Below are 12,259 nucleotides of genomic sequence, written 5' to 3'. Positions count from 1 at the left end.
TCTCTACAGGTATGTAGAAGTTACCAGGGAGAGGAAGGCGGTGAGCGGGGAACAAGTGGGACCCGCCGGACCGTTCTCTACAGGTGAGTAGAACCCTAGGGTGGGAAGCGTCACACGACCCTCCTCAGTGGCTTTGCTCTTCCTTTACCATGAGGGTTACGGGGGTCAGACCCCCTCGTACCCTCTCAGACCCCGTCAGACCCGTAGAAGGAGCCCCGTTCCGTAATGGAGCCTCCCAGTACCGGCCGTGCCCCGGCCCGCGGTGAACGCACCGCGGCCCTCGTACGAGCGGGGGTGGCGCGGTGACCGAGGTCCTGCTGCTCCTGCTGGCCATCCTCCTCACCCTGCTCTGCGCCGTCTTCGTCGCGGCCGAGTTCTCGCTGACCACCGTCGAGCGCGGTGACCTGGAGCGCGCCACCGAGGCCGGTGAGCGCGGCGCCGAGGGCGCCCTGAAGGCCGTACGACGGCTGACCGTGCAGCTCTCCGGCGCCCAGCTCGGCATCACCGTCACCTCGCTGGTCATCGGCATGCTCGCCGAGCCGTCGCTCGCTGCGCTGCTGCGCGGCCCGCTGGAGGCGACCGGCCTGGGCGGCGCCGCGTCGTCGGTGGCGACCGTGCTCGGTGTGGCCGTCTCGACCGTCTTCCTGATGGTCGTCGGCGAGCTGGTGCCCAAGAACTGGGCGATCTCCCGGCCGCTGGCCGTGGCCAAGGTGGTGGCGACGCCGCAGCGCGGCTTCACCGCCGCGTTCGGCCCGTTCATCACGCACCTGAACAACACGGCCAACCGGGTCGTGCGCCGTTTCGGCCTGGAGCCCGCCGAGGAGCTGGCGTCCGCCCGCAGCCCGGAGGAGCTGGTCGCGCTCGCCCAGCACTCGGCCGCCGAGGGCGCCCTTGAGGCCGACTCGGCCGAGCTGTTCGTACGCACCCTGCACCTGAGCGAGCTGACCGCGGAGAACGTGATGACGCCGCGTGTCGACGTCAAGGCCCTGGAGGCGCACGCCACCGCCGCGGACGCCGCCAACCTGTCGCACGCCACGGGCCTGTCCCGCTTCCCGGTCTACCGCGACAGCCTGGACGAGGTCGTCGGCACCGTCCACATCCGCGACGTCCTCGCCCTGGCGCCGGACCGCCGCGCGGCCACCCCGGTCACCGACCTGGCCACGGCCCCCCTCCTGGTCCCCGACAGCCTGCCCGCCGACCGCCTTCTGGAGCGCATGCGCGCCACCCGCACGATGGCCGTCGTCATCGACGAGTACGGCGGTACGGCCGGGGTGGCCACGGTGGAGGACATCGTCGAGGAGGTCGTCGGCGAGGTCCGCGACGAGCACGACCCGGTGGAGGTCCCCGACCTCCGGCCCGCCGCCCCCGAGACCGACGGCCGCGCCGCCTGGGAGGCGGAGGGTTCGGTCCGCACCGACCAACTCGCCGCGATCGGCCTGACCGCGCCGGACGGCCCGTACGAGACACTGGCCGGCCTGGTCGCCACCCTGCTGACCCGTATCCCGGTCAAGGGTGACACCGTCGAGCTGGAGGGCTGGCGGCTGGACGTCCTCGGCGTCGACCACCACCGTGCCGACCGGCTGCGGATCACCGCTCCGCCGGCCCCGCCGTCCGTCCCCGCGCAGGACGGCACCGACCACGAACCCGCCCGTACCGGTCAGGAGGTGTCCCGATGACTGTGATCCAGTTGCTGATCGGCGCCCTGACGCTGGTGACCAACGCGTTCTTCGTGGGCGGCGAGTTCGCCCTGATCTCCGTACGCCGCAGCCAGATCGAGCCGCGCGCGCAGAAGGGCGACAAGCGCGCCCGGATGACGCTGTGGGGTCTGGAGCACATCTCCGCGCTGATGGCCACGGCCCAGCTCGGCATCACCGTCTCCTCGCTGGTGCTGGGCGCGGTCGCCGAACCGGCCATCGCGCACCTGCTGGAGCCGGCGTTCGAGGCGGTCCACGTCCCGCACGCCCTCGTCCACCCCATCGCCTTCGCGATCGCCCTGACCCTCGCCACGTATCTGCACATGCTGATCGGCGAGATGATCCCGAAGAACATCGCGCTGGCCGCCCCGGCGGCGACCGCGATGGTCCTGGGCCCGCCGCTGGTCGCCCTGACCCGCGCGCTGAAGCCGGTCATCTTCGGTATCAACGCCTTCGCCAACACGCTGCTGAAGCTGTTGCGGGTGGAGCCGAAGGACGAGGTGGGGGCCGTCTTCACCGACGACCAGCTGGCCCGCATGGTGGACGACGCGAGCGAGGCCGGCCTCCTCGACCCGGCGGACGGCGAACGCCTGCGCGACGCGCTGGAACTGGGCACCCGCCCGGTCGGCGAGATCCTCGTACCGCTCCAGCGGATGCGGACGGTCCCGCACACCGTCACCCCGGCCGAACTGGAACGCCTGGGCGGCGAGGCGGGCTACTCCCGCTTCCCGGTCTCCGGCCCGAACGGCACGCTGCTCGGCTACCTCCACATCAAGGACACCCTGGGGCTGACCGACCGCGACCGCCCGTTCCCCAGGACGGCCCTGCACCCGGTCACCAAGGTCCGCATCGACACCCCCCTCGACGACACCCTGACCGCCCTCCGCTCCACGGGCAGCCACCTGGCCGCCGTCACCGGCGAGACGGGCACGGTCCTGGGCTTCGTGACGATGGAGGACGTCCTGACGGAACTGGTGGGACCGGCGGCGGAACCGGTGGGCTGACGTACCGTCCTGATCCGCCCGAGGGGCCCGGCACGGTGATCGTGCCGGGCCCCTTTCCGTACGGGCAATCCCGGAGCAATGCGCCCCGTACCATCGAAAGCAGACCAGCTTGAGCGAGCGCACCTGGAGTGACCGTGAGCGACTGGGCAGAACTGACCAACGGCAAGCGTCTGAAGCACCTCCGAGGTTCCGATCTGACCCAGCAGGGTCTCGCCGACGCGGCGGGGCTGTCACTGGCCCTGGTCCAGAAGGCCGAGCAGGACAGGGGGGAGCTGTCGATCGGCTCCCTGCTCAAACTGGCCAACGCGTTGAACACGGACGTGTCCGTGATACTCGGTCAGCAGGCGCCGCGGCGCGGGATGAACCAGGACACGCGGGCCGCGGTGCGAAGGCTGTCGGACGCGGTTCACGACAGTGCGCTCGGCGCGTGGGACGGTATCGGGGAACCAAGCACCCTGGGTGAACTGTCCGCTGCTCACGACCGCGTATGTGCGTCGTACTGGCGGGGCGACTACGCCGCGTTCAGCGAACTGGTCGCCAAGGTACTGCTCGAAGGACGCGCTCGGCACGCGCAGGCCACGGGGCACGAACGCGAACGGCTGGGTTCGATACTCGCGAGCACTTACCAGTTCGCGTCCTCAGCCGCCGTGCTCCTGGGGCAGCGGGATCTCGCCCTGGGCGCCCTCACTTCCGCGCGCCGCCTGGCGGACAGTTCGGGAGACGAAGTGCTCGGCGCCCTTTTGGAGTCGACGCTGTCCTGGATCTATCTCCGCAGCGCCCGAGTGCCCAAAGCCATCGCCGTCGCCGAGCAGGCGGCGCTGCGGATCGAGCCGTCGTTCAGCAGATCTCCTCGCCCGCAATTGCTCGCGTACGGACGTCTGATGGTCTCCGCGGCCGTGGCTGCCTCACGCCGGGGGGACGCTGTGACCGCGGACGACTATCTGTCGCAGGCACACGCGGCGGCTGCCAGGCTCGGTCGAGACGAGGCGCTCTACGGCACGCACTTCGGGCCCACCGCGGCGAACACCGAGGCTGTCGGGATTGCCATCACCCTCGGAGATCACGGACGTGCGCTGCAACTGGCCGCGCAGACAACGCTCCCCGCAACCATGCCCAAACTCGCCCGCAACCGCTACAAACTCGACGTAGCCCTCGCCCAGTGCGCCGCCGGTCTCCACGACCAGGCCGGGGACACGCTCATCGAGGTCGGCCTCGACGCCCCGGAATGGGTCAGGCACCAGGCCCTGCCCGGCGTCATCGGCAAGCGCCTCGCCCGGGTATCCACGGCACGTGTACGGAGCATCAGCGAATTGATCGGCGTACCGCTGATCAACTGATTCATACGGAGCGTAGGAGTCACCGCCTGACCAGCCCTTCCGGTCGTACGACTCATCACTTCACAGAGAGTGACCGATCCGTCACTCTTCATGCATGGACAGCATGGAAAGCGGCCCCGGGACGCGACCCCGCCGCACAGAGGGCGACCGGCGTCGCCGTCAGGCGCTCGCCGACATCGCGGCCGGCATCACACCGGGCGAGGCCGACGTGTGGGCGGAGGCCGCGAAGGTCGAACGGTTCCGCTGCGTGATCTACCTGTGCGGAGCGCTTCGTACGGAGCTGACCGGCCCGCGCACCGAGTGCACCGGGTACGCCGAGGCGTTCGGCTGGGAGATCACGGACGTGATCGAGGAGCGCGCGGGCCTGCTGCCGCCTCGCGGGCGCGACGGCCTCGACCGCGCCGTCGGGTACATCACGAGCGGCACGGCCGGAGCCGTGCTCACGTCGTGTCGGTCGATGATCTCCGCCGTCGCGCAGGAGTACGACGACATGGCGCGCGAGATCGAGAGAGCAGGCGGATTCCTGCATGTCAGGGACGCGGCCCGCACGGCGTGACCTTCACCCCGGCCGTCGCCCGCCCCTGGCGTGACACCTGGCCGCTCGCCGCACGGACGGACGACGGCAACGGCTGGATGAACGGGGTCTGTTGGCTGTACTGCCGACGACAGGGCGTGCGCGTGCTGTGGGTCGGCTCCGTCAACACCCCCGGCGCGACGGGCGACGTGGGCGCGGGCGGCCGGGCGCCCGGCGGCCGGGCGCATGCGGCTGCACGTCGGCCCCGAAGGGCAACGTCTCGGCTGGGTATGAGGTCCGGCCCGCAACCGGGCCGTGTCCGCTCGCCGTCCTCCCCGGCAGACAGCCACGTCGCAGCCCCGGGAGACACCCTATGACCATGGTCGGCCTGTTCTGGATCACCGATGACCACGTGTACGTGGGGGCCGAACCCGTCGGGGCGGGGCCGGGGGTGCGGCTCGGGAAGGACGGGGTGGAGGCGGTCGGCAGCGGGCAGGGGGCGTTCTGGGGCTGGGACGAGGTACGGGGGCTCGACGTGCGGGACGTCGCCGTGCGGTCGGGTGCCCGGCGGCTGGCCTCCCTGGCGTTCGACGCGCTGGTCGTCCTCGCCACCGGGGACGGGGAGCAGCCCCCGGCCTTCACCGTGGCGATAGAGAGTGACGGCGGAGCCGTCGAGGTGAGCGCGCTCGCCGCCGTGCACGGCGGCATCCACACCCCGGACGAGTACGAGCTGTCGCGGACCCTGCTGGGCCGGTTCGCCGACGGCACCGCCGACGTCTCGGCCCTCCTCGCCTGGCGGCGGGACCGGTCGGCGGAGGACGCCGAGCCGGGGCGGAAGGAGCAGGAGGAGCTGCTGCGCGGGTGGTGCGAAGGGTGAGTTTCAGGAGCGGGCGACCCCGGCACGGGGGCTGAAACCGCTGCGAAGCCCCGCTGAATGCGGCCCCCCGCACGCTCTTCCCCATGACCACCACGACATCGCGTCAAGCCGCCATCGCGGCCACCGGACTGCGCAAGAGCTACGGGGACAAGCTCGTCCTCGACGGCATCGACCTGAACGTGCCGGCCGGTTCCGTGTTCGCCCTGCTCGGGCCAAACGGCGCCGGGAAGACCACCGCCGTCAACATCCTCTCCACGCTGATCGCGGCCGACGGCGGCGAGGCCCGGATCGCCGGGTTCGACCTCGGCGGCCAGGCGCAGGCCGTGCGCGGGGCCATCGGCGTCACCGGACAGTTCTCCGCCGTGGACGGACTGATCACCGGTGAGGAGAACATGCTGCTCATGGCGGATCTGCACCACCTGTCGAAGAAGGACGGGCGGCGGGTCTGCGCCGAACTGCTGGAGCGGTTCGACCTCGTCGACGCCGCCAAGAAACCCGCCTCCACCTACTCCGGCGGCATGAAGCGCCGCCTCGACATCGCCATGACGCTGGTCGGCGAGCCGCGCATCATCTTCCTGGACGAGCCGACCACCGGACTCGACCCGCGCTCCCGGCACACCATGTGGCAGATGTTCCGCGAACTGGTCGCCGGCGGCACCACCGTCTTCCTCACCACCCAGTACCTGGAGGAGGCCGACCAGCTCGCCGACCGCATCGCGGTGCTCAACGGCGGCAAGCTCGTCGCCGAGGGCTCGGCCGAGGAACTCAAGCGGCTCGTCCCCGGCGGGCACGTACGGCTGCGGTTCTCCGACCCGGCGGCGTACGAGCAGGCGGCGACCGCGCTGCGCGACGCCGGACGCGACAACGAGGCGCTCACCCTCCAGATCCCCAGCGACGGCAGCCAGCGCGAGCTGCGCGCCATCCTCGACTGGCTCGACGCCGCCGGCATCGAGGCCGGCGAACTCTCCGTGCACACCCCCGACCTCGACGACGTGTTCTTCGCCCTGACCGGCGACACCGTTCCCGCCCCGCTCGACGCCGACACCAAGGAGACCGTCCGATGAGTGCCACCACCTACGCCTTCCGGGACAGCGTCACCATGCTGCGCCGCAACCTCCTGCACGCCCGGCGCTACCCCTCCCTCACGCTGAACCTGCTGCTCACCCCGATCATGCTGCTGCTGCTCTTCGTCTACGTGTTCGGCGACACGATGAGCGCGGGCATCGGTGGCGGCGCCCCGGACCGTTCCCTCTACATCGCCTACATCGTCCCGGGTCTGCTGCTGATGACCATCGGCTCCACGGTGGTCGGCACCGCGGTCTCCGTCTCCACCGACATGAGCGAGGGCGTCATCGCCCGCTTCCGCACCATGCCGATCCACCGCGGCTCCGTGATCGTCGGCCATGTCATCGGCAGTGTGCTGCAGTCCGTCGTCAGCGTGGTCCTCGTCGGCGCGGTCGGCGTGGCCATCGGCTTCCGCTCCACCGACGCCACCGCCCTGGAGTGGCTCGCGGCGCTCGGCCTGCTCGTGCTCTTCGCCGTGTCGCTCACCTGGATCGCGGTCGGCATGGGACTGGTCAGCCCGACCGCCGAGGCCGCCAGCAACAACGCCACGCCGCTGATCCTGCTGCCGCTGCTGTCCAGCGCCTTCGTGCCGCTCGACACGATGCCGGGCTGGTTCCGGCCGATCGCCGAGTACCAGCCGTTCACGCCCGCCATCGAGACCCTGCGCGGTCTGCTGCTCGGCACCGAGATCGGCCACAACGCGTGGCTCGCCGGCGCCTGGTGCGTGGGCCTGACCGTCCTCGGCTACTTCTGGTCCAAGGCCCGCTTCGACCGCGAGCCGCAGCGGTGAGGGCCTGTGGATGACACGGGCTCCGCAGTCACGAGGCTCTGCGGTCACGAGGTTCCGCGGTCACGAGGTTCCGCGTTCACGACGTGGCCGGCGCGCCCCGCAGTATCCGCACCGCCGCGTCCCGCAGCTCCTCCCGTCCCAGGGCGGCGTACTCCGACCTCGCGTCGGCGTAGGCCGCCCTGTCGGCGTTCTCGGCGGCCTGGCGGGACCGGGCCGCCGACAGCGCCGGGAACTGCCGGATGACCGGCATCCGCTCCGCCAGCGCCACCAGCCGCACCGCCCCCGCGTCCCCGGTGCCCATGGCGTTCCCGGCCGCGATCCCCGCCAGCCCGACCGCCAGCAGCACCGTGCCGTACAACGGCAGGTCCACGGGACCGGCATCCGGGGCCGCGCCCCCCGCTTCCGGGGCCGCGCCCTCCGCATCCGGCCCCGGTCCCGCATCCGGCCCCAATCCCAGTCCCGGCCCCGGCCCCGACAACATCCCCAGCGCCCTCTCCCGCAACCCCTCCGCCAGTCCCGCCACCGGCTCCAGCCGCCCGTGGAACGCGTGCGCCGCCAAGGCCGCCGAGCGCAGCTCCAGCGACCAGGGGTCGAGGAACGGGTCACCGGCGTGGAGCGCGCCGTCCTGCCGGGACCGCTCCAGCGCCTGCCGCCACAGCCCGAGCCCCAGTTCGGTCAGTCCTCGGCTCAGCGCGATCTCCGCGCGGGCCGCGAGGTCGGGGGTGTAGATCAGGGTGGCCTCCGCCGGCTGGTCCAGGGCGGCGAGCCGCAGCCAGTGCTCCGCCTCGTCGACGGCCCCGCGCTGGAGGCAGGCCAGCACCAGTCCCCAGCGGACCCCGATCGCGTCGGACCAGCCCCCGGCCCCGGACTCGCCGATCGCGTCCAGCGCGGACCGCAGATGTCCGTACGCCTCCTCGCCGCGCTCCGCCTTGAGGCAGAGTTCGCTGATCCGCCCGTGGCTGAGCAGCCGTAGCGCCGGACTGCCGTGCGGCCCGAGGGCGTCCAGCATCCGGCGGGCGAAGGCGAGCGCCCGCTCCGGCTCGTGCCCGGCCTCCCACACGTAGCTGGCGACGCCGGAGGCGAGACACGCGAGCAGCGGCGCGTCCGACGCGCTCAACTCCGTGAGCTGCTCGAACTCCGGCGGCCGGACGTCCGGTACGGCGCACACGACGACGGCGAGCGCCCGCAGCGCCGTGTCCGGCGGCGCGGCCGGCAGCCGGCGCAGGACGGCGAGGTGGCGGCCGGCGCGCGGCCCGTAGCCCATGAAGTCGCTGGCCGTGCAGACCGCCGCCGCGCTGCGGACCGGTTCGACGTCCTCGGGTCCCGGCCGGAACCTGGAGAGCGGCGCGCCGGTGTCGGCGGTGAGCGAGGCCAGCCGTTCGTAGTGGTTGTCGGTGGCCCACAGGGAGGCCAGGACGGCGGTGACGGCGGCGGTCGCGGGCCCGTCGGACCGGGCGAGGGCGTACCGCAGGGCGAGGACGAGGTTGTCCTGCTCCGCCCGGATGTGGTGCCAGGAGGAGACCGGGTCGGTGCCGAACAGCATGTCGTGCCTGGCCCGCCCGAACTCCCGCGCCCACACCAGGAACCGGCCGGTCACCGCCTCCTCCTCACCGGCCTCCGCGCGCCGGGCGGCGCTGAACTCCCGCAGCGTCTCCAGCATGTGGAAGCGGACCCCGGCCGGTCCGTCGCCCACCTTCACCAGGGACTGCCCGGCGAGGCTCTCCAGCAGCGCCAGCGGATCGTCGTCGCCGTCCAGCAGGTACCCGGCCGACTCCTCGGTGAAGCCGCCGGGGAAGACCGACAGCGCGCGCAGCGCCGCCCGGCCGTCCTCCTCCAGCAGGTTCCAGCTCCAGTCGACCACCGCGCGCAGGGTCCGGTGCCGCTCGGGCGCGTCACGGGCGCCGCCGCGCAGCAGCGCGAAGCGGTCGCGCAGGCGCCGGGATATGTCCGCGACGGAGAGCACCCGGACGCGGGCGGCGGCCAGTTCGACGGCGAGCGGCAGTCCGTCCAGGTGGCGGCAGAGGTCGGCGACGGCTGCCGGGTCCAGCGCCACGCCGGGCCGCGCCGCCCGCGCCCGCTGCTCGAACAGCTCGACGGAGGTGGCGAGGGAGAGTTCGGGCAGGGCGTAGAGGGCCTCGGAGGTCAGGCCGAGCGGCGCGCGGCTGGTGGCCAGGACACGGAGGCCCTTCGTACGGGAGACCAGCGCCTGGACGAGGGCGGCGGCGCCGGCGACGACCTGTTCGCAGTTGTCAAGGACCAGCAGGACCGGTCCCGGGCCGAGCGCCGCGACGATGCCGCCCACGACGTCCGCGCCGCCGCCCGCGAACTGCCGTCCCTCGCCCGTGCCCACCGCCGAGGCGACCTCTCCGGCCACGTCCTCGTCGGCGGTGACACCGGCGAGCGGCACGAAGTGCACCACGGGCTGCGCCGCCGCCCGGCCCACAGCGTGGGACAGCCGTGTCTTGCCCAGCCCGCCGGGTCCGACGACGGTGACGACGCGCGAGGTGCCGAGGAGCCCGGTGACGGCGGCGATGTCGGCGTCGCGGCCGAGCAGTTCGTTGGCGTCGTGCGGCACCCCGTGGCGCACCGCCGGGCGGTCCGCGCTGAGCAACTCCTGCTGTACGGCCTTGAGCGCGCGGCCCGGGTCGGTGCCCAGCTCTTCGCGCAGGCGCCGGCGGTGGGTCTCGTAGCGGGTGAGCGCGGCGGCCCGGCCCGCACCGGCCGCCTCGCAGCGCAGCAGCTCCGCCAGCACCTCCTCGTCGTACGGCGCCCCGTCGGCCAGTTCGGTCAGCGGCGCCGTCGCCTCCGCGCGGCGCCCGGTCCGCGCGAGGGCCAGCGCGCGCAGGCGGACCAGGGACCGGTACGGGGCGAGGCGTGCCGTGCGCAGCGCCGCCACCGGGTCGTGGAGGTCCTCGCCGGCCCCGGTGTCCACGGTGCCGTCCCAGAGCGCGAGCCCCGCCTCGGCCTCCCGCAGCGCGCCCGCGTGGTCGCCCGCGGCGGCCCTCTGGGCGCTCGCCGACTCGTGCAGGGCGAGCGCGGCGGCGTCGATCAGGGTCTCGTCCAGCGCCAGCCGGTACCCGGTCGGGGTGCTCGCTATCAGGTCGGCGCCGAGCTGCGACCGGAGCCGTGACACGAGGACCTGCACCGCCTTGCCCGGCCGCTCCGGCTGCTCGTCCGGCCAGAGTCCCGCCACCAGCCGGCCGGTGCTGCACCCGGTGCGCGGCTCGGCGGCGAGGAGCGCGAGCAGGCCGCGCAGCCGCGGTGCGGTGATCTCCCGGCCGCGGCAGGCGACTTCGGACAGCAGGATCAGCTCGGTCGTCGCGCGGGCGGACTCGGTGGTCATGCGGGCAGACTAACCAGCGGCGGGCGGAGGGGTGTCTTCCGTGTCTTCCGCCCCATCGGCGGTGTGCGCCTTGTCGGGTACGAGGGCGAGGCTGATGATGTGCCGCGTCCGGCCGTCGCCCGCGCTGTGCCCGGTGCGGCGCGCGACGACGGCCTCCAGCTCCTCCACCAGTTCGGTGAACTCCTCCGGCGTCACCCACACCGCGCCCTGCCGGTACAGGACACCCTCGCCCGGGGGGTCGGCGTCGTCGCGGGAGAGGTAGCGGTCGAAGTCGGCCATCATCGCCCCGGTGAAGACGGTGAACGCCTGCCGGTGGTCGTCCTTGGTCATGGCGGCGCGGGCGTCCTGGTCGACGAGGGCCTCGTCCTGCCGGACCCGGTAGCTGCGCTCGACGGTGCCGCGGACGCGGCGTTCGTGGACCACTTCCAGGATGCCCGCCTGGGTGAGCGTGCCCACGTGCCGGTACATGCTCGCGGCCGAGACGTCCGGGAGCCGCTCGCGCAGCTGCGCGGTGGTCAGTTCGCCGGCGCCCACCAGGGTCTGGAGGATGCGCATCCGGACGGGGTGGAGGAGGAGGTTCGCGGTGGCCATGAATCCAATGATCTCACATCTGATAACGTTCTCGCAGTTGAGAGCAATCGCTGCTCGAAAGCGACCGAGAGAGGCGACAGCTGTGCCCGAGATCGACATGACGGTCACCGCGGACGACGGGACCCCCCTGGCCGGGACGCTGACGCTGCCCGCCGGCCCCGGCCCGCACCCGGCCGTCCTGCTGCTGCACGGCTCCGGGCCGCTGGACCGCGACGGCAACACCCCGAAGCTGCCGGTGGACCTGGCGCACCCGGTGGCCGGGGCGCTCGCGGCCCGGGGGATCGCCACCCTGCGCTACGACCGCCGCGGCACCGGCGCCACCCCCGGCGACTGGCGGACCGCCGGGTTCACCGACAACCGCCGGGACGCCGCGGCGGCCGTCCGCGCCCTGGCGGCCAGGACCGACATCCGCGAGGACGGGATCGGCGTGGTCGGCCACAGCGAGGGCGCGCTGCACGCCATGGCCCTGGCGGCCCGGACCGACGTACGGGCGGTGGTCCTGCTGGCCGGGTTCGCCGGGCCGGGTGAGGACGCCTTCCGCCGGCAGGGCCGCTCGATCGTGTCGAGTCTGCCCGCCCCCGTCCGGCTGCTGCGCCGTCCGCTCGCGGGGATCGGCGACCGGGTCCTCGCCCGGGTGAAGCGGACCCGTACGGACGTGGCGCGCGTGGCCGGGGCCAAGGTCAACGCCCGCTGGATGCGGGAGATGCTCGTCCACGACACCCGGGACGACCTCGCCGTCATCGACGCCCCGGTCCTCGCCGTCACCGGCGACAAGGACCTCCAGGTCGACCCGGAGGACCTCAAGGAGATCGCCCGGCTGGTCCCCGGCGGCGCGGAGACCCACAGCGTCGACGGCCTCACCCACGTCCTGCGGCGCGATCCCGGGCGCCCGTCCCTGAGCGGCTACCGCCGCCTGCTGCGCGAGCCGGTCGACGCGGGTCTGCTCGACCTCGTGGGCGAGTGGCTCGCCCGCCACCTGACCGCGACGACCCGGGTGTGACCACCCCCTGAGTCCCCCCTGAGTCCCTCCTGAGCCCGCCCTCC

At 73.0% G+C, this 12,259-nt stretch carries 10 protein-coding genes; 8 read left to right on the top strand and 2 right to left on the bottom strand.

Features of this window, described 5'->3' with window-relative positions; all coding sequences use genetic code 11:
- Positions 1-302 precede the first annotated feature (302 nt).
- The 7 genes from UW392_RS02635 (at position 303) to UW392_RS02605 (ending at position 7,281) form a co-directional block, all read left to right on the top strand.
- Positions 303-1,676 (top strand): hemolysin family protein, encoded by a 1,374-nt coding sequence (locus UW392_RS02635; RefSeq protein WP_320773185.1) that lies wholly within the window; start codon positions 303-305, stop codon positions 1,674-1,676.
- Positions 1,673-2,698, top strand: coding sequence for a hemolysin family protein (locus tag UW392_RS02630; protein WP_320773184.1), 1,026 nt, complete (start codon positions 1,673-1,675; stop codon positions 2,696-2,698). Before UW392_RS02635 ends, UW392_RS02630 begins: the two co-directional genes overlap by 4 nt.
- A gap of 134 nt (positions 2,699-2,832) precedes the next feature.
- The gene (locus tag UW392_RS02625; protein WP_320773183.1) at positions 2,833-4,035 is read left to right on the top strand and encodes a helix-turn-helix transcriptional regulator; all 1,203 of its coding nucleotides are present in this window, start codon (positions 2,833-2,835) and stop codon (positions 4,033-4,035) included.
- 94 nt (positions 4,036-4,129) lie between these two features.
- Entirely contained in the window at positions 4,130-4,591 is a 462-nt protein-coding gene (locus UW392_RS02620; protein ID WP_320773182.1) for a hypothetical protein, read from the top strand.
- Positions 4,592-4,922: 331 nt separating this feature from the next.
- Entirely contained in the window at positions 4,923-5,426 is a 504-nt protein-coding gene (locus UW392_RS02615) for a hypothetical protein (protein WP_320773181.1), read from the top strand.
- Positions 5,427-5,509: 83 nt separating this feature from the next.
- Positions 5,510-6,490, top strand: a complete 981-nt coding sequence (locus UW392_RS02610; RefSeq protein ID WP_320773180.1) for an ATP-binding cassette domain-containing protein — start codon at positions 5,510-5,512, stop codon at positions 6,488-6,490.
- A complete protein-coding gene (locus UW392_RS02605) occupies positions 6,487-7,281 on the top strand; it encodes an ABC transporter permease (RefSeq protein WP_320773179.1) in 795 nt (264 codons plus the stop codon). The genes UW392_RS02610 and UW392_RS02605 overlap by 4 nt, the downstream gene beginning before the upstream one ends.
- Before the next feature lie 76 nt (positions 7,282-7,357).
- On the opposite strand, the gene UW392_RS02600 is transcribed toward UW392_RS02605, so the two are convergent.
- The gene (locus UW392_RS02600; protein WP_320773178.1) at positions 7,358-10,624 is read right to left on the bottom strand and encodes an ATP-binding protein; all 3,267 of its coding nucleotides are present in this window, start codon (positions 10,622-10,624) and stop codon (positions 7,358-7,360) included.
- Between the two features lie 9 nt (positions 10,625-10,633).
- The gene (locus UW392_RS02595) at positions 10,634-11,215 is read right to left on the bottom strand and encodes a helix-turn-helix domain-containing protein (RefSeq protein ID WP_320773177.1); all 582 of its coding nucleotides are present in this window, start codon (positions 11,213-11,215) and stop codon (positions 10,634-10,636) included.
- An 82-nt stretch (positions 11,216-11,297) separates the two neighbouring features.
- Here UW392_RS02595 and UW392_RS02590 point away from each other — a divergent pair, with 82 nt between their 5' ends.
- Positions 11,298-12,215 carry an alpha/beta hydrolase gene (locus tag UW392_RS02590; RefSeq protein ID WP_320773176.1) on the top strand — a complete coding sequence of 306 codons (918 nt, stop codon included), beginning with the start codon at positions 11,298-11,300 and terminating at the stop codon, positions 12,213-12,215.
- Positions 12,216-12,259 lie beyond the last annotated feature (44 nt).

Source organism: Streptomyces sp. CRN 30, assembly GCF_034105845.1.
This window is presented reverse-complemented; position numbering and strand designations above follow the sequence as displayed.

Excerpts from the sequence above, each read along its gene's own strand:
- UW392_RS02630 (WP_320773184.1), top strand. The coding sequence starts at position 1,673 with ATGACTGTGATCCAGTTGCTGATCGGCGCCCTGACGCTGGTGACCAAC.
- UW392_RS02620 (WP_320773182.1), top strand. The coding sequence starts at position 4,130 with ATGGACAGCATGGAAAGCGGCCCCGGGACGCGACCCCGCCGCACAGAG.
- UW392_RS02615 (WP_320773181.1), top strand. The coding sequence starts at position 4,923 with ATGACCATGGTCGGCCTGTTCTGGATCACCGATGACCACGTGTACGTG.
- UW392_RS02610 (WP_320773180.1), top strand. The coding sequence starts at position 5,510 with ATGACCACCACGACATCGCGTCAAGCCGCCATCGCGGCCACCGGACTG.
- UW392_RS02605 (WP_320773179.1), top strand. The coding sequence starts at position 6,487 with ATGAGTGCCACCACCTACGCCTTCCGGGACAGCGTCACCATGCTGCGC.
- UW392_RS02600 (WP_320773178.1), bottom strand. The coding sequence starts at position 10,624 with ATGACCACCGAGTCCGCCCGCGCGACGACCGAGCTGATCCTGCTGTCC.
- UW392_RS02595 (WP_320773177.1), bottom strand. The coding sequence starts at position 11,215 with ATGGCCACCGCGAACCTCCTCCTCCACCCCGTCCGGATGCGCATCCTC.